The following is a 20,313-nucleotide window of genomic DNA, read 5'->3' as shown; positions in this document are numbered from 1 at the left end:
AGATCTAAACAGCCGCATTCTTACGTTTAAGTGCCAACCGACAAAGATGCCATCGACTCCGAGATCTGAGTGGCATCAGGTGCGCCTAGAGTCCACACCACCTAAGGCTCGTGATATGGAGCGTGCCAGAACTACGCGGTTTTGTGGAACGCTCATCAATGTTTCGTGCCTACCTGGGATCGGCACAGCATGAATGGCCGCCGCACCTAGAACCCGGTCCCAACCGCGCATGGGTGAGCTTGCCTCTGGACCTATTGAGGCTTCATCAGGTGGTACCCGACGACTGATGAGAGGCTCAGTGGCATAAAACTGATGTACCTCAATTGGCAGCGACGGAACCCGATACGACTGTAGCGCCGCATGAAATTGCGCGCTTTTTTCATACATCAGAACAACGTTTTGGAGATCACGATCCAGAGGTATCGCCCCGATTTGCTGTGCCTTTTCAAGCAGCTGTGCGATCGAACTTTGTCCAGTAAAGCGTTCCAACACTTCGAAGCTCTCATCATCCAAGGATTCAAAAGAATCCAGTACTACTTCTCGTATCATTTGGGTGGGCGATATGCTTGATGGATTTGCAGGTAGCGTAACATCGATGAGAGCGATGAACGACACAGCGTCATCGAGACTCAGCAAGCGCTGTGCGATTGCGTAAGCCAATATTCCGCCTGATGAGTATCCAGCCAAGCGATATGGACCCCGCGGCTGAATCTCTCTGATCGCCACGATGATCTCCGCGGCTATCGCCTCAAGGGTTGGTGGACGAACTTCATCGAAAGACGGCCATGGCAAAGCATAGACGGGACAGTCTACGTCCATTTCCTTTACCAAACTGGGGACATAGGAACAATCGCCCAAACCTGTGGGAACAAAGAACAGCGGCGGCTGCGAGCCGGTTGCTTGAACGGATATCACTCCTGGATTGCTGAGCTGTGGTTCCAAGTCAATCTTCGATGCAAAGTCCGTCAGAACAGGGGCTTGGAAGAGGTCGGCGGTGCTGAACTTCAGCCCAAGATCTGATGCTCGGCTGAGCAGCTGCATCGCCAGCAAGGAATGTCCGCCGAGCTCGAAGAAGTGGTCGTGGCGTCCGACCCGCTCGACCCCGAGGAGCTCCGCCCAGATCTCGGCCAGCGCCGTCTCGATCCCGCCCTGCGGCGCCTCATAGCTGCGGCGCGCATAGGCGTCGTCGGCCGGCGCCGGCAGCCCCTTGCGGTCGAGCTTGCCGTTCGGCGTCAACGGCAGCGCCGATAGCCGCACGAACGCCGACGGCACCATGTAGTCCGGCAGCCGCCCGCCCAGATGCGCCCGCAAGGCGACGGCCAGCCCGCTTCCATCCTCGTCGTCCGATCCGGCCTCGGGTCCACACACGACATAGGCGACAAGGTGCTTGTCGCCGGCGCGGTCCTGGCGCGCCACCACCGCCGCCTCGCGCACCCGGGCGTGCTCGCAAAGCCGGGCGGCGATCTCGCCCGGCTCGATGCGGAAGCCGCGGATCTTCACCTGGTCGTCGTTGCGGCCGAGAAACTCCAGATTGCCGTCCGGCAGATACCGCCCCAGGTCGCCGGTCCGGTACAGCCGATCGCCCGCCACAAAGGGACTGGCGATGAACCGCTCGGCCGTCAGCTCCGGCCGGTTGAGATAGCCGCGCGCCACTCCCGCCCCGCCGATGTAAAGCTCGCCCACCGCCCCGAACGGAACCGGCTGGCCATGAGCGTCCAGCAGGTACACCCGCGTGTTCGATATCGGACGGCCGATCGGGACGACTGACCCATCAAAATCATCGGGACAACTCCAAACCGTCGCGCAGACTGTTGCTTCGGTCGGGCCATAAGCGTTGACGATAGATGCCGGGGCCAGACTTCGGACGAGTTCTGCTTTCGGCAGTTCGCCAGCAAGAATGAGAACTTGCGATGCCAAACATCCCGGATCCCTGCTTGCCTGAAGCAAGGCTGGAGGTAACGTCGCATGGGTGATGGATTCGCTTCGCAGGTAATCCGATAGCTTGTTACTCGCGTGGCGGAGCTCGTCCGCAGGCAAGTGCAATGCGGCGCCTGAGCCAAACGCCATGACAAGCTCCCAAGCACTTGCATCAAAACCGAAGGAGGCGAACTGCACGACACGGCTTTTGGAAGAAGCGCCAAAAAGCCCGATCTGAGCCAACCCCAGATTGACCAACCCCCGATGCTCGACCATGACGCCCTTTGGGGTTCCGGTTGAGCCTGAGGTGTAGATGACATAGGCGAGATGGCGTGAGGTCAGGCCAAGGGCGCTCGGGTCCGGGTTCGAGGCCAGCAGTTCGGCCCAGGCCGGGGGCGCCGTCTCCAGATCGACCACCGTCAGATCGGCCGTCGCCTCCGGGCCGAGTGCTGCGCGTCCGACGGCATCGCAAAGCAGCAGGTGCGGTGCGGCATCCTCGAGCACCTGCCGCAGCCGCGCGCACGGATAGGCCGGGTCCAGCGGAACATAGGCGCCGCCCGCCTTGAGGATCGCCAGCAGCCCCACCACCATCGCCGGGCTGCGCTCCAGGCAGATCGCCACCGGCTGGTCCGGCCTGACCCCGAGCCCGATCAGATGATGCGCCAGCCGGTTGGCGCGCTGATTGAGCTCGCCATAGCTCAGACGCTCGTCCTCATGGACCACCGCCACCGCCTCCGGCGCACGCTGCACCTGTGCTTCGAACAGTTCATGGATGCACCGCTCCGACGGATAGGCCGCTTCCGTCCGGTTCAGCTCCTCCAGCAGATAGGTCCGCTCGTCGGATGACAGCAGCTCGATGCGACCGACCGGCTGCCCTGCATCGGCAGCCATCGCCCGCAGCAACGCCAGCAGATAACCACGCTGCCGCTCGATGGTCGCTTGATCGAACAGCGCCGTGGCATAGCCGAACGTTCCGGCGATCTCCTCGCCATGCTCGCCAAGGCTCAGCTCCAGATCGAACTTGACCTGATCGAGCCCCTCCCCGGCCGCCTCCACGCTCAGCCCGGCAAGGTCGAACGACCCGACGGTGTTGTTCTGCCAGGCCAACATCACCTGGAACAGCGGCGTGTGATCGAGATGCCGGGGCGGCTTGACGATCTCCACCACCTGCTCGAACGGCAGGTCCTGATGCTCCTGCGCAGCCAGGGCCGTGCGCCGCGTCCGTTCCAGAAGCTGCGACACATCAGGCTCGCCCGACAGGTCGACCCGAAGCGCCAGGGTGTTGACGAAGAAGCCAATCAATTCTTCGATCTCGCGCCGGCCACGATTGGCGGTCGGCACACCGATCACAATGTCGTCCTGCCCCGACAGACGCGACAGCACCGCCGCCCAGGCCGCCAGCACCGTCATGAACAAGGTCGTGCCATGCTGCCGGCTTAGCCGCTTCAGCCCCCGCGTCAGGTCCTGATCGATGACAACAGGCACACTGGCCCCGGCAAACGACTGCTGGGCCGGACGCGCACGGTCCGTCGGCAAGGCAAGACGGGCCGGAGCGTTTGCCAAGGCGTTGCGCCAATACTGCGCCTGGCTCTGCAGCCGTTCCCCCGACAGCCATTGGCGTTGCCAGGCGGCATAATCCGGATACTGGATCGCCAGCGGCGGCAAGGGATCGTCCTCTCCAGCCTCGAACGCCCGGTAAAGCTGACTGAGCTCCCGCACCAGCACGCCCATCGACCAGCCGTCGGAGACGATATGATGCTGGGTCAGCAGGAAGACGTGTTCGTCCTCCGCCAGCCGGATCAGCCGGCCGCGGATCAGCGGCCCGCGCGCCAGGTCGAACGGCGAGTGCATCTCTTCGTCGCACAGCTCGGAAAGCACGGCATCCGCATCCGGCAGCCCGTGCAGATCGTGCACTGTCACCGGCAGCCCCGCATCCGGCGGCAGAACCTCAACCCGGGGCTTGCCCTGCGGTGCGACAAAGACACTGCGCAGCGCCTCATGACGGGCAAACAAACGGTCAAGGCTGCGCTGCCAGACGGTGCGGTCGAGCCTACCACGCAGCCGCAAGGCCAGCGGAATGTGATAGTTGGTGCTGCCCTCGTCCAGCTGCGCCAAAAACCATAGCCGCTGCTGCGCAAACGACAGCACAAGCGGCTCATGACGTGACACGGCCACAATCGCCGTCAGCTCTTGCGGACCGGCGCGGCTCAACACCTCGACGATGCTTTCTGCCAGATCGGAAAGCACCGGCGTGGCAAACAGCCTCGTCAGCGGCAGTTCCACACCAACAGCCTGTGACAGCCGGCTCAAGAGCTGCACCGCCAGCAAGGAATGGCCGCCGAGCTCGAAGAAGTGGTCGTGGCGTCCGACCCGCTCGACCCCGAGGAGCTCCGCCCAGATCTCGGCCAGCGCCGTCTCGATCCCGCCCTGCGGCGCCTCATAGCTGCGGCGCGCATAGGCGTCGTCGGCCGGCGCCGGCAGCCCCTTGCGGTCGAGCTTGCCGTTCGCCGTCAACGGCAGCGCCGATAGCCGCACGAACGCCGACGGCACCATGTAGTCCGGCAGCCGCCCGCCCAGATGCGCCCGCAAGGCGACGGCCAGCCCGCTTCCATCCTCGTCGTCCGATCCGGCCTCGGGTCCACACACGACATAGGCGACAAGGTGCTTGTCGCCGGCGCGGTCCTGGCGCGCCACCACCACCGCCTCGCGCACCCGTTCATGCTCGCAGAGCCGCGCGGCGATCTCGCCCGGCTCGATGCGGAAGCCGCGGATCTTCACCTGGTCGTCGTTGCGGCCCAGGAATTCCAGATTGCCGTCCGGCAGATACCGCGCCAGATCGCCGGTCCGGTACATCCGGGCGCCTGCCTCATCGCTGAACGGATCGGCCAGGAACCGCTCCGCCGTCAGATCGGGACGGTTGAGGTAGCCACGCGCCACCCCCGCCCCGCCGATATAAAGCTCGCCCACCGCCCCGAACGGCACAGGCCCACCATGACCGTCCAGCAGATACACCCGCGTGTTCGATATCGGACGGCCGATCGGGACGACTGACCCATCAAAATCATCGGGACAACTCCAAACCGTCGCGCAGACTGTTGCTTCGGTCGGGCCATAAGCGTTGACGATAGATGCCGCCAGACTTCGGACGAGTTCTGCTTTCGGCAGTTCGCCAGCAAGAATGAGAACTTGCGATGCCAAACATCCCGGATCCCTGCTTGCCTGAAGCAAGGCTGGAGGTAACGTCGCATGGGTTATGGCTTCGCTTCGCAGGTAATCCGATAGCTTGTTACTCGCCTGGCGGAGCTCGTCCGCAGGCAAGTGCAATGCGGCGCCTGAGCCAAACGCCATGACAAGCTCCCAAGCACTTGCATCAAAACCGAAGGAGGCGAACTGCACGACACGGCTATTTGAACAGACGCCAAAAAGCCCGATCTGAGCCAACCCCAGATTGACCAGGCTGTGATGCTCGACCATGACGCCCTTTGGGGTCCCTGTGGAGCCGGAGGTGTAGATGATGTAGGCGAGATGGCACGCGGTCAGGCCAAGGGCGCGCGGGTCCGGGTTCGAGGCCGGCAGTTCGGCCCAGGCCGGGGTCGCCGTCTCCAGATCGACCACCGTCAGATCGGCGAGCGCCTCGGGGCCGAGTGCGGCGCGGCCGGCCGCATCGCAAAGCAGCAGGTGCGGTGCGGCATCGTCGACAACCTGCCGCAGCCGCGCCGACGGATAGGCCGGGTCGAGCGGCAGATAGGCGCCGCCGGCCTTGAGGATCGCCAAAAGTCCCACCACCATCGCCGGGCTGCGCTCCAGGCAGATCGCCACCGGCTGGTCCGGCCTGACCCCGAGCCCGATCAGATGATGGGCCAGCCGGTTGGCCTGGGCGTTGAGCTCGCCATAGCTTAGGCGCTCCTCCTCATGGACGAGGGCGACGGCTTCGGGTGCGCGCCGGACCTGCGCTTCGAACAGCTCGTGGATGCACCGCTCCCACGGATAATCCGCCGCCGTCCGGTTCAGATCCTCCAGCAGATAGCTGCGTTCGGCGGCCGGCAGGATGTCGAGCTCGCGCACCGGCCTATTGGGGGCATGCTCCAGCGCCTCGGCCAATTGCTCGAGCACCTGCTGCATGTAGCCGCAGACCCGATCCGCAGACACGGGCTCCGCCACCTGCGCCGTCAGGCCGAGCGCCTCGCCAAAATCCTCCACCGACAGGGTCAGCGGATAGTTGGTGCGCTCCTCGCCGCCCAGCCATTCCATGCCGGACAGGAGATCATCCGCTTCGCAGGCGAGCGCCGGCGTGTTGTGACGGTAGTTCAACAGCGCGCTGAACAGCGGCGCCGGCGCCGCCACCCCGCTGCAGCGTTGCGCCAGCGCCAGCGAGGCATGCTCGTGCGCCAGCAGCTCGGAAAGCCGCGCATGGGTGGTCCGCACGCTCGCCTCGACCCCGGTCCCGTCGAGGTCGAGCCGCACAGGCAGGGTGTTGATGAACAGGCCCAGCGCCCGGTCGGCGCCCGCACCCGCATGCATGCGGCCGAACAGCACCGTGCCGAACACCACCTGCTCACGGCCGCTTGCACGCGCCACCACCTGCCCCCAGGCCAGATGGCAAAGGCTCGCCAGGCTTACCCCGAGCCGCCGCGCTTGTTGCCGCAGCCGATCGTTGAGCGCCTGCGGCAGCATCCGCCGCGCCTCGTGAGACCCGATGCCATCACCATAGACCTCGCTCAGCCCAAACGGCATGGTCGGCTCGTCGATGTCGGCCAACTGTTCCTGGAAGAACTCTTCATGCGCCTTGGCATCAACCCCCAGCCGCGCCTGCGCCACCAGATTGCGGAACGGCTGCGGCGCTGCCAGCTCATGCGCACGCCCGTCGAGCACGGCCCGCACCTCGGCATGCATCACTTCCAGCGTCGTGTGATCCCCGATCAGATGATGCTGCAGCTCCAGCAGCAGCCAGCGCCCGCTGCCCGGCTCGCGCGCGATCACAAACCGCAACAGCGGCGCCCGGCCAAGGTCGATGCGCTGCCGGCGTGGATCAAACCGGCGCCGGAGCTCCTCGGCGCCGGAACCGTCACAGTCATCCAGCTCGACCTCGCTCACCTGCAGCGGCGCTTTCCGCCAGACCACCTGGGCCGGGCTCGACAGCCCCTCCCAGACAAAGGCGGTGCGCAGGATGTCGTGCCGATCCACGACTTGCTGAACCGCCGCTAGATAGCGCTCCAGCAGACCCCGGTCGGCGAACGCCATCTGCGAGACCAGCAGATATGGATCGCCCCGGCTGGCCAGCAGATGATGGAACAGGATGCCGTCCTGCAGCGGCGACAGGCCATAAATGTCCTGGATGTTGCCGACGCCGCCGGGAACCGTGGCGACGATCCGGTCGATCTCCTCCTGGGTCAGCGCGATGAGCGGCAGCATCTGCGGCGTAATCGCCGTACTCTCCTCGGTGATCAGGTTGGCAGGCACCGCCACCTCGTGATGGCTGCCCAGGCTGGCGGCGAGATCGGCCAGCACCGGCCTGGCGAACAGGGTGCGCACCTCCACCCCCAGCGACAGCCGCCGCAGCCGCTCCATCAATTGAACCGCCAGGAGCGAGTGGCCGCCGAGTTCGAAGAAGTGGTCGTGGCGTCCGACCCGCTCGACACCGAGGAGCTCGGCCCAGATCCCGGCCAGCGCCGTCTCGATCCCGCCCTGCGGCGCCTCATAGCTGCGGCGCGCATAGGCGTCGTCGGCCGGCGCCGGCAGCCCCTTGCGGTCGAGCTTGCCGTTCGCCGTCAACGGCAGCGCCTCGAGCCGCACGAACGCCGACGGCACCATGTAGTCCGGCAGCCGCCCGCCCAGATGCGCCCGCAACGACGCAGCAAGCCCGGCGCCATCGGCTTCGTCCGACCCGTCCGTCGATCCCGCCACCACATAAGCGACCAGGCGCTTGTCGCCGGCGCCATCCTCGTGCGCCACCACCGCCGCATCGCGCACCCGTTCATGCTCGCAGAGCCGCGCGGCGATCTCGCCCGGCTCGATGCGGAAGCCGCGGATCTTCACCTGGTCGTCGTTGCGGCCCAGAAACTCCAGATTGCCGTCCGGCAGATACCGCGCCAGATCGCCGGTCCGGTACATCCGGGCGCCTGCCTCATCGCTGAACGGATCGGCCAGGAACCGCTCCGCCGTCAGATCGGGACGGTTGAGGTAGCCACGCGCCACCCCCGCCCCGCCGATATAAAGCTCGCCCACCGCCCCGAACGGCACAGGCCCACCATGACCGTCCAGCAGATACACCCGCGTGTTCGCTATCGGACGGCCGATCGGGACACTGAGAACTCCCCCCTGAATCGGACGCACAGTGTAGGTAGCCGCAAAGGTCGTCGTTTCAGTCGGACCATAGCAGTGAATGAGACGTACAGGACCTTGTTCTCTCAGCAACTTTAGGAAGGCGGGGGAGGCATTCCGCTCGCCTCCACACAGGAGGTATTTAAGCTGTGCTAACGTTGGGGCAATCGATGACGTATACTCGTTGAATAACGCCGTTGTTAGAAACAGGGATGTCACTTTCTGACGTTCGAGCGCTTTGGAAAAGCTTGCTGCATCTAAGACTGTGCTGGAATCCATTGCAACAATGCAACCACCGTTAAGCAGCGGCGCCCAGACTTCAAATGTGCTGGCATCAAAGGCAGGATTACCCGCCCATGCCACACGATCTCCGGCATCGATCTTCGCATATCCATTGCTGATCACGAGCCGGTTGACGGCACGATGAGGCACAACAACTCCCTTCGGAAGGCCAGTTGAGCCAGACGTGTACATCACGTAAGCGGCAGCGTCGGCGCTCAATGCGATGCCAAGATCGGCACTGGCCCCGGTTCCAACCATGAGCGGCTCAATGGGCAAAACAGGGATCGTCGCCTCGACCAAATCCCCATCGTCACTCTCGCTAAGCACCAAGCGTGCAGCACAATCGGCAATCAGCCATTCTTGTCGCGCAGATGGAAGAGCGCGATCGATCGGCACATACACTCCCCCAGCCTTCAAGATCGCCAGCTGCGCCACCACAAGAGAGACGGAGCGGTCCAGCATTGTTGCAAGGCTATCACCGGGCTTGACCCCGAGGGCGATCAGATGATGGGCAAGGCGGTTGGCACGGGCATTCAGTTCCCCATAGCTCAGCGTCTCGTCCTCATGAACCACCGCCACGGCATCCGGCGCACGCTGCACCTGCGCCTCGAACAGTTCGTGGACGCACCGCTCCGACGGATAGGCCGCGTCCGTCCGGTTCAGATCCTCCAGCAGGTAGGTCCGCTCCTCGGCCGGAAGAATGTCGATGCGGCCGACCGGCTGCCCGGCATCGGCAACCATCGCCCGCAGCAGCGCCAGCAGATAACCACGCTGCCGCTCGATCGTCGCTTCATCGAACAGCGCCGTGGCATAGCCGAACGTTCCGGCGATCTCCTCGCCATGCTCGCCAAGGCTCAGCTCCAGATCGAACTTGACCTGATCGAGCCCCTCGCCCGCAGCCTCCACCCGCAGCCCCGGCAGGTCCAATGACCCGACGGTGTTGTTCTGCCAGGCCAACATCACCTGGAACAGCGGCGTGTGATCGAGATGCCGGGGCGGCTTGACGATCTCCACCACCTGCTCGAACGGCAGGTCCTGATGCTCCTGCGCAGCCAGGGCCGTGCGCCGCGTCCGTTCCAGAAGCTGCGACACATCAGGCTCGCCCGACAGGTCGACCCGAAGCGCCAGGGTGTTGACGAAGAAGCCAATCAATTCTTCGATCTCGCGCCGGCCACGATTGGCGGTCGGCACACCGATCACAATGTCGTCCTGCCCCGACAGACGCGACAGCACCGCCGCCCAGGCCGCCAGCACCGTCATGAACAAGGTCGTGCCATGCTGCCGGCTCAGCCGCTTCAGCCCCCGCGTCAGGTCCTGATCGATGACAACAGGCACACTGGCCCCGGCAAACGACTGCTGGGCCGGACGCGCACGGTCCGTCGGCAAGGCAAGACGGGCCGGAGCGTTTGCCAAGGCGTTGCGCCAATACTGCGCCTGGCTCTGCAGCCGTTCCCCCGACAGCCATTGGCGTTGCCAGGCGGCATAATCCGGATACTGGATCGCCAGCGGCGGCAAGGGATCGTCCTCTCCAGCCTCGAACGCCCGGTAAAGCTGACTGAGCTCCCGCACCAGCACGCCCATCGACCAGCCGTCGGAGACGATATGATGCTGGGTCAGCAGGAAGACGTGTTCGTCCTCCGCCAGCCGGATCAGCCGGCCGCGGATCAGCGGCCCGCGCGCCAGGTCGAACGGCGAGTGCATCTCTTCGTCGCACAGCTCGGAAAGCACGGCATCCGCATCCGGCAGCCCGTGCAGATCGTGCACTGTCACCGGCAGCCCCGCATCCGGCGGCAGAACCTCAACCCGGGGCTTGCCCTGCGGTGCGACAAAGACACTGCGCAGCGCCTCATGACGGGCAAACAAACGGTCAAGGCTGCGCTGCCAGACGGTGCGGTCGAGCCTACCACGCAGCCGCAAGGCCAGCGGAATGTGATAGTTGGTGCTGCCCTCGTCCAGCTGCGCCAAAAACCATAGCCGCTGCTGCGCAAACGACAGCACAAGCGGCTCATGACGTGACACGGCCACAATCGCCGGCAGCTCTTGCGGACCGGCGCGGCTCAACACCTCGACGATGCTTTCTGCCAGATCGGAAAGCACCGGCGTGGCAAACAGCCTCGTCAGCGGCAGTTCCACACCAACAGCCTGTGACAGCCGGCTCAAGAGCTGCACCGCCAGCAAGGAATGGCCGCCGAGCTCGAAGAAGTGGTCGTGGCGTCCGACCCGCTCGACCCCGAGGAGCTCCGCCCAGATCTCGGCCAGCGCCGTCTCGATCCCGCCCTGCGGCGCCTCATAGCTGCGGCGCGCATAGGCGTCGTCGGCCGGCGCCGGCAGCCCCTTGCGGTCGAGCTTGCCGTTCGCCGTCAACGGCAGCGCCGATAGCCGCACGAACGCCGACGGCACCATGTAGTCCGGCAGCCGCCCGCCCAGATGCGCCCGCAAGGCGACGGCCAGCCCGCTTCCATCCTCGTCGTCCGATCCGGCCTCGGGTCCACACACGACATAGGCGACAAGGTGCTTGTCGCCGGCGCGGTCCTGGCGCGCCACCACCACCGCCTCGCGCACCCAGGCGTGCTCGCAAAGCCGCGCGGCGATCTCGCCCGGCTCGATGCGGAAGCCGCGGATCTTCACCTGGTCGTCGTTGCGGCCCAGAAACTCCAGATTGCCGTCCGGCAGATACCGCGCCAGATCGCCGGTCCGGTACATCCGGGCGCCTGCCTCATCGCTGAACGGATCGGCCAGGAACCGCTCCGCCGTCAGATCGGGACGGTTGAGGTAGCCACGCGCCACCCCCGCCCCGCCGATATAAAGCTCGCCCACCGCCCCGAACGGCACAGGCCCACCATGACCGTCCAGCAGATACACCCGCGTGTTCGATATCGGACGGCCGATCGGGACGACTGACCCATCAAAATCATCGGGACAACTCCAAACCGTCGCGCAGACTGTTGCTTCGGTCGGGCCATAAGCGTTGACGATAGATGCCGCCAGACTTCGGACGAGTTCTGCTTTCGGCAGTTCGCCAGCAAGAATGAGAACTTGCGATGCCAAACATCCCGGATCCCTGCTTGCCTGAAGCAAGGCTGGAGGTAACGTCGCATGGGTTATGGCTTCGCTTCGCAGGTAATCCGATAGCTTGTTACTCGCCTGGCGGAGCTCGTCCGCAGGCAAGTGCAATGCGGCGCCTGAGCCAAACGCCATGACAAGCTCCCAAGCACTTGCATCAAAACCGAAGGAGGCGAACTGCACGACACGGCTATTTGAACAGACGCCAAAAAGCCCGATCTGAGCCAACCCCAGATTGACCAGGCTGTGATGCTCGACCATGACGCCCTTTGGGGTCCCTGTGGAGCCGGAGGTGTAGATGATGTAGGCGAGATGGCACGCGGTCAGGCCAAGGGCGCGCGGGTCCGGGTTCGAGGCCGGCAGTTCGGCCCAGGCCGGGGTCGCCGTCTCCAGATCGACCACCGTCAGATCGGCGAGCGCCTCGGGGCCGAGTGCGGCGCGTCCGGCCGCATCGCAAAGCAGCAGGTGCGGCGCGGCATCGCCGAGCACCTGCCGCAGCCGCGCCGACGGATAGGCCGGGTCGAGCGGCAGATAGGCGCCGCCGGCCTTGAGGATCGCCAAAAGTCCCACCACCATCGCCGGGCTGCGCTCCAGGCAGATCGCCACCGGCTGGTCCGGCCTGACCCCGAGCCCGATCAGATGATGGGCCAGCCGGTTGGCCTGGGCGTTGAGCTCGCCATAGCTTAGGCGCTCCTCCTCATGGACGAGGGCGACGGCTTCGGGTGCGCGCCGGACCTGCGCTTCGAACAGCTCGTGGATGCACCGCTCCCACGGATAATCCGCCGCCGTCCGGTTCAGATCCTCCAGCAGATAGGTGCGCTCGGCGGCCGGCAGGATGTCGAGCTCGCGCACCGGCCTATTGGGGGCATGCTCCAGCGCATCGGCCAGATGCTCGAGCACCTGCTGCATGTAGCCGCAGACCCGATCCGCAGACACGGGCTCCACCACCTGCGCCGTCAGGCCGAGCGCCTCGCCAAAATCCTCCACCGACAGGGTCAGCGGATAGTTGGTGCGCTCCTCGCCGCCCAGCCATTCCATGCCGGACAGGACATCATCCGCTTCGCAGGCGAGCGCCGGCGTGTTGTGACGGTAGTTCAACAGCGCGCTGAACAGCGGCGCCGGCGCCGCCACCCCGCTGCAGCGTTGCGCCAGCGCCAGCGAGGCATGCTCGTGCGCCAGCAGCTCGGAAAGCCGCGCATGGGTGGTCCGCACGCTCGCCTCGACCCCGGTCCCGTCGAGGTCGAGCCGCACAGGCAGGGTGTTGATGAACAGGCCAAGCGCCCGGTCGGCGCCCGCACCGGCATGCATGCGGCCGAACAGCACCGTGCCGAACACCACCTGCTCTCGGCCGCTTGCACGCGCCACCACCTGCCCCCAGGCCAGATGGCAAAGGCTCGCCAGGCTCACCCCCAGCCGCCGCGCCTGTTGCCGCAGCCGATCGTTGAGCGCCTGCGGCAGCATCCGCCGTGCCTCGCGGGATCCGCGGCCGTCGCCGTAGACCTCGCTCAGCCCGAACGGCATGGTCGGCTCGTCGATGTCGGCCAACTGTTCCTGGAAGAACTCTTCATGCGCCTTGGCATCAACCCCCAGCCGCGCCTGCGCCACCAGATTGCGGAACGGCTGCGGTGCTGCCAGCTCATGCGCACGCCCGTCGAGCACGGCCCGCACCTCGGCATGCATCACTTCCAGCGTCGTGTGATCCCCGATCAGATGATGCTGCAGCTCCAGCAGCAGCCAGCGCCCGCTGCCCGGCTCGCGCGCGATCACAAACCGCAACAGCGGCGCCCGGCCAAGGTCGATGCGCTGCCGGCGTGGATCAAACCGGCGCCGGAGCTCATCGGCGCCGGAACCGTCACAGTCATCCAGCTCGACCTCGCTCACCTGTAGCGGCGCACGCCGCCACACCACCTGGGCCGGGCTCGACAGCCCCTCCCAGACAAAGGCGGTGCGCAGGATGTCGTGCCGATCCACCACCTGCTGAACCGCGCCAAGATAGCGGTCCAGCAGGCCACGCTCGGCGAACGCCATCTGCGAGACCAGCAGATATGGATCGCCCCGGCTGGCCAGCAGATGATGGAACAGGATGCCGTCCTGCAGCGGCGACAGGCCATAAATGTCCTGGATGTTGCCGACGCCGCCGGGAACCGTGGCGACGATCCGGTCGATCTCCTCCTGGGTCAGATCGATGAGCGGCAGCATCTGCGGCGTAATCGCCGTACTCTCCTCGGTGATCAGGTTGGCAGGCACCGCCACCTCGTGATGGCTGCCCAGGCTTGCGGCCAGATCGGCCAGCACCGGCCTGGCGAACAGGGTGCGCACCTCCACCCCCAGCGACAGCCGCCGCAGCCGCTCCATCAATTGAACCGCCAGCAAGGAATGGCCGCCGAGCTCGAAGAAGTGGTCGTGGCGTCCGACCCGCTCCAGCCCCAGAAGCTCGGCCCAGATCCCGGCCAGCGCCGTCTCGATCCCGCCCTGCGGCGCCTCATAGCTGCGGCGCGCATAGGCGTCGTCGGCCGGCGCCGGCAGCCCCTTGCGGTCGAGCTTGCCGTTCGCCGTCAACGGCAGCGCCTCCAACCGCACGAACGCCGACGGCACCATGTAGTCCGGCAGCCGCCCGCCCAGATGCGCCCGCAAGGCGACGGCCAGCCCGCTTCCATCCTCGTCGTCCGATCCGGCCTCGGGTCCACACACGACATAGGCGACAAGGTGCTTGTCGCCGGCGCGGTCCTGGCGCGCCACCACCACCGCCTCGCGCACCCGGGCGTGCTCGCAAAGCCGTGCGGCGATCTCGCCCGGCTCGATGCGGAAGCCGCGGATCTTCACCTGGTCGTCGTTGCGGCCCAGAAACTCCAGATTGCCGTCCGGCAGATACCGCCCCAGGTCGCCGGTCCGGTACAGCCGATCGCCGTCCACAAAGGGACTGGCGATGAACCGCTCGGCCGTCAGATCGGGACGGTTCAGGTAGCCCCGCGCAACGCCTGCCCCGCCGATGTAAAGCTCACCCGCCGCCCCGAACGGCACGGGCGCACCATGACCGTCCAGCAGATACACCCGCGTGTTGGCAATCGGACGGCCGATCGTCTCAACGACAGCCTCTCCCCTCGGCATGCAAATCCAGGTCGAGTACGTCGTCGTTTCCGAAGGAGCGTACAGATTACAGATCTTCTCTACGCCACTGCTCTCGAAGACCCTCTCGATCAGATCTGCCTTCAGCCGCTCACCCGCCAAATTGATCACGCTGGTCGAAGCCGGCACGGCTTGCTGGTCGACCAGAGCGGCGATCGCCGAGGGGACCGTGTTGATCAAGGAGACATCCAAAGGCGTCTGCGCCAGCGCCAGTGCATCCTCGACAAGATACAGCGTGCCTCCTTGCGACAGCGGAACGAAGCACTCATAGACGGACAAATCAAAACTGATCGAGGTAGAAAACAGCGTGCGGCTGATCTCTGACTCCGCAAACACGCCGCTGCTCCAATGCAGCAGGTTGACGGTGCTGGCATGCTCGATCATGACGCCCTTGGGCGTCCCTGTGGAGCCTGAGGTGTAGATGACATAGGCGAGATGGCGTGAGGTCAGGCCAAGGGCGCTCGGGTCCGGGTTCGAGGCCAGCAGTTCGGCCCAGGCCGGGGGCGCCGTCTCCAGATCGACCACCGTCAGATCGGCCGTCGCCTCCGGGCCGAGTGCTGCGCGGCCGGCCGCATCGCAAAGCAGCAGGTGCGGTGCGGCATCCTCGAGCACCTGCCGCAGCCGCGCCGACGGATAGGCCGGGTCCAGCGGCAGATAGGCGCCGCCCGCCTTGAGGATCGCCAAAAGTCCCACCACCATCGACGGGCTGCGCTCCAGGCAGATCGCCACCGGCTGATCCGGCCTGACACCCAGCCCGATCAGGTGATGGGCCAGCCGGTTGGCCCGCGCGTTGAGCTCGCCATAGCTCAGGCGCTCGTCCTCATGGACCACCGCCACGGCCTCCGGCGCCTTTTGCACCTGCGCCTCGAACAGCTCGTGGATGCACCGCTCCGACGGATAGGCCGCCGCCGTCCGGTTCAGATCCTCCAAAAGATAGGTCCGCTCCTCGGCCGGAAGAATGTCGATGCGGCCGACCGGCTGCCCGGCATCGGCAACCATCGCCCGCAGCAGCGCCAGCAGATAACCACGCTGCCGCTCGATGGTCGCTTCATCGAACAGCGCCGTGGCATAGCCGAACGTTCCGGCGATCTCCTCGCCATGCTCGCCAAGGCTCAGCTCCAGATCGAACTTGACCTGATCGAGCCCCTCGCCCGCAGCCTCCACCCGCAGCCCCGGCAGGTCCAATGACCCGACGGTGTTGTTCTGCCAGGCCAACATCACCTGGAACAGCGGCGTGTGATCGAGATGCCGGGGCGGCTTGACGATCTCCACCACCTGCTCGAACGGCAGGTCCTGATGCTCCTGCGCAGCCAGGGCCGTGCGCCGCGTCCGTTCCAGAAGCTGCGACACATCAGGCTCGCCCGACAGGTCGACCCGAAGCGCCAGGGTGTTGACGAAGAAGCCAATCAATTCTTCGATCTCGCGCCGGCCACGATTGGCGGTCGGCACACCGATCACAATGTCGTCCTGCCCCGACAGACGCGACAGCACCGCCGCCCAGGCCGCCAGCACCGTCATGAACAAGGTCGTGCCATGCTGCCGGCTTAGCCGCTTCAGCCCCCGCGTCAGGTCCTGATCGATGACAACAGGCACACTGGCCCCGGCAAACGACTGCTGGGCCGGACGCGCACGGTCCGTCGGCAAGGCAAGACGGGCCGGAGCGTTTGCCAAGGCGTTGCGCCAATACTGCGCCTGGCTCTGCAGCCGTTCCCCCGACAGCCATTGGCGTTGCCAGGCGGCATAATCCGGATACTGGATCGCCAGCGGCGGCAAGGGATCGTCCTCTCCAGCCTCGAACGCCCGGTAAAGCTGACTGAGCTCCCGCACCAGCACGCCCATCGACCAGCCGTCGGAGACGATATGATGCTGGGTCAGCAGGAAGACGTGTTCGTCCTCCGCCAGCCGGATCAGCCGGCCGCGGATCAGCGGCCCGCGCGCCAGGTCGAACGGCGAGTGCATCTCTTCGTCGCACAGCTCGGAAAGCACGGCATCCGCATCCGGCAGCCCGTGCAGATCGTGCACTGTCACCGGCAGCCCCGCATCCGGCGGCAGAACCTCAACCCGGGGCTTGCCCTGCGGTGCGACAAAGACACTGCGCAGCGCCTCATGACGGGCAAACAAACGGTCAAGGCTGCGCTGCCAGACGGTGCGGTCGAGCCTACCACGCAGCCGCAAGGCCAGCGGAATGTGATAGTTGGTGCTGCCCTCGTCCAGCTGCGCCAAAAACCATAGCCGCTGCTGCGCAAACGACAGCACAAGCGGCTCATGACGTGACACGGCCACAATCGCCGTCAGCTCTTGCGGACCGGCGCGGCTCAACACCTCGACGATGCTTTCTGCCAGATCGGAAAGCACCGGCGTGGCAAACAGCCTCGTCAGCGGCAGTTCCACACCAACAGCCTGTGACAGCCGGCTCAAGAGCTGCACCGCCAGCAAGGAATGGCCGCCGAGCTCGAAGAAGTGGTCGTGGCGTCCGACCCGCTCGACCCCGAGGAGCTCCGCCCAGATCTCGGCCAGCGCCGTCTCGATCCCGCCCTGCGGCGCCTCATAGCTGCGGCGCGCATAGGCGTCGTCGGCCGGCGCCGGCAGCCCCTTGCGGTCGAGCTTGCCGTTCGCCGTCAACGGCAGCGCCGATAGCCGCACGAACGCCGACGGCACCATGTAGTCCGGCAGCCGCCCGCCCAGATGCGCCCGCAAGGCGACGGCCAGCCCGCTTCCATCCTCGTCGTCCGATCCGGCCTCGGGTCCACACACGACATAGGCGACAAGGTGCTTGTCGCCGGCGCGGTCCTGGCGCGCCACCACCACCGCCTCGCGCACCCAGGCGTGCTCGCAAAGCCGCGCGGCGATCTCGCCCGGCTCGATGCGGAAGCCGCGGATCTTCACCTGGTCGTCGTTGCGGCCGAGAAACTCGAGATTGCCGTCCGGCAGATACCGCGCCAGGTCGCCGGTCCGGTACAGCCGATCGCCTTCGACAAACGGGCTGGCGATGAACCGCTCCGCCGTCAGATCGGGACGGTTGAGGTAGCCACGCGCAACGCCTGCACCGCCGATATAGAGCTCGCCCTCCGCCCCGAACGGCACCGGCTGGCCATGAGCGTCCAGCAGGTACACCCGCGTGTTCGATATCGGACGGCCGATCGTCTCGACGACGGCCTCTCCCCTTGGCATGCAGATCCAGGTCGAATATGTCGTCGTCTCGGATGGAGCATACAGGTTGCAGATCTTCTGTACCCGACTCTCCCCGAAGATCCTCTCGATCAGCTCCGGCTTCAGCCGTTCGCCTGCTAGATTGATGATGCTTGCCGATAGCGGCACGGTTTTCCTGTCGAGCAGGGATGTGATCACCGAGGGCACCGTGTTGATCATGGAGACATCCAGGGACGTCTGCGCCAAGTCCAATGCATTCCCGACGAGATAGAGCCTGCTTCCCTGCGACAGCGGCACGAAGCACTCATAGACGGACAAATCAAAATTGATCGAGGTGGAGAACAGCATGCGGCCGATCTCTGACCCGGCGAAGGCGCAGCTGTTCCAAAGCAGCAGGTTCACGGTGCTCGCATGCTCGATCATGACGCCTTTTGGTGTTCCGGTTGAACCGGATGTGTAGATGACATAGGCGAGATGGTGTGCGGTCAGGCCGAGCGCCTGCGGGTCGGGGTCGGAAGATGGCGCATCCGCCCAGGCGGGTATTGCCGCATCCACGTCGACCACACTCACGGCCGCAAGCGCCTCGGGGCCGAGTGCGGCGCGTCCGACGGCATCGCAAAGCAGCAGGTGCGGTGCGGCATCGCCGAGCACCTGCCGCAGCCGCGCCGACGGATAGGCCGGGTCCAGCGGCAGATAGGCGCCGCCCGCCTTGAGGATCGCCAAAAGTCCCACCACCATCGCCGGGCTGCGCTCCAGGCAGATCGCCACCGGCTGGTCCGGCCTGACCCCGAGCCCGATCAGATGATGGGCCAGCCGGTTGGCCTGGGCGTTGAGCTCGCCATAGCTCAGACGCTCGTCGTCATGGACCACCGCCACCGCCTCCGGCGCCTTTTGCACCTGCTGCTCGAACAGCTCGTGGATGCACCGCTCCGACGGATAGGCCGCCGCCGTCCGGTTCAGCTCCTCCAGCAGATAGCTGCGCTCGGCGCCCGGCAGGATGTCGAGCTCGCGCACCGGCCTATTGGGGGCATGCTCCAGCGCCTCGGCCAATTGCTCGAGCACCTGCTGCATGTAGCCGCAGACCCGATCCGCAGACACGGGCTCCACCACCTGCGCCGTCAGGCCGAGCGCCTCGCCAAAATCCTCCACCGACAGGGTCAGCGGATAGTTGGTGCGCTCCTCGCCGCCCAGCCATTCCATGCCGGACAGGACATCATCCGCTTCGCAGGCGAGCGCCGGCGTGTTGTGACGGTAGTTCAACAGCGCGCTGAACAGCGGCGCCGGCGCCGCCACCCCGCTGCAGCGTTGCGCCAGCGCCAGCGAGGCATGCTCGTGCGCCAGCAGCTCGGAAAGCCGCGCATGGGTGGTCCGCACGCTCGCCTCGACCCCGGTCCCGTCGAGGTCGAGCCGCACAGGCAGGGTGTTGATGAACAGGCCAAGCGCCCGGTCGGCGCCCGCACCGGCATGCATGCGGCCGAACAGCACCGTGCCGAACACCACCTGCTCTCGGCCGCTTGCACGCGCCACCACCTGCCCCCAGGCCAGATGGCAAAGGCTCGCCAGGCTTACCCCCAGCCGCCGCGCCTGTTGCCGCAGCCGATCGTTGAGCGCCTGCGGTAGCATCCGCCGTGCCTCGCGGGATCCGCGGCCGTCGCCGTAGACCTCGCTCAGCCCGAACGGCATGGTCGGCTCGTCGATGTCGGCCAACTGTTCCTGGAAGAACTCTTCATGCGCCTTGGCATCAACCCCCAGCCGCGCCTGCGCCACCAGATTGCGGAACGGCTGCGGTGCTGCCAGCTCATGCGCACGCCCGTCGAGCACGACCCGCACCTCGGCATGCATCACTTCCAGCGTCGTGTGATCCCCGATCAGATGATGCTGCAGCTCCAGCAGCAGCCAGCGCCCGCTGCCCGGCTCGCGCGCGATCACAAACCGCAACAGCGGCGCCCGGCCAAGGTCGATGCGCTGCCGGCGTGGATCAAACCGGCGCCGGAGCTCATCGGCGCCGGAACCGTCACAGTCATCCAGCTCGACCTCGCTCACCTGTAGCGGCGCACGCCGCCACACCACCTGGGCCGGGCTCGACAGCCCCTCCCAGACAAAGGCGGTGCGCAGGATGTCGTGCCGATCCACCACCTGCTGAACCGCGCCAAGATAGCGGTCCAGCAGGCCACGCTCGGCGAACGCCATCTGCGAGACCAGCAGATATGGATCGCCCCGGCTGGCCAGCAGATGATGGAACAGGATGCCGTCCTGCAGCGGCGACAAGCCATAAATGTCCTGGATGTTGCCGACACCGCCGGGCACCGTGGCGACGATCCGGTCGATCTCCTCCTGGGCCAGCGCGATGAGCGGCAGCATCTGCGGCGTAATCGCCGTACTCTCCTCGGTGATCGGGTTGGCAGGCACCGCCACCTCGTGATGGCTGCCCAGGCTTGCGGCGAGATCAGCCAG

General features: G+C 65.9%; 1 protein-coding gene. It reads right to left on the bottom strand.

Going from position 1 to position 20,313, the window contains the following annotated elements:
* Positions 1-75: 75 nt before the first annotated feature.
* Positions 76-20,220: a non-ribosomal peptide synthase/polyketide synthase gene (locus ISN39_RS37020; protein WP_348652020.1), complete on the bottom strand. Its 20,145-nt coding sequence runs from the start codon at positions 20,218-20,220 to the stop codon at positions 76-78.
* Between the last annotated feature and the right edge of the window lie 93 nt (positions 20,221-20,313).

Source organism: Rhizobium sp. 007, from assembly GCF_015353075.1.
In the GTDB taxonomy this organism is placed as follows: domain Bacteria; phylum Pseudomonadota; class Alphaproteobacteria; order Rhizobiales; family Rhizobiaceae; genus Rhizobium.
Note: the sequence above shows the minus strand (reverse complement) of the source record. Positions and strands in the feature narration are given on the sequence as shown.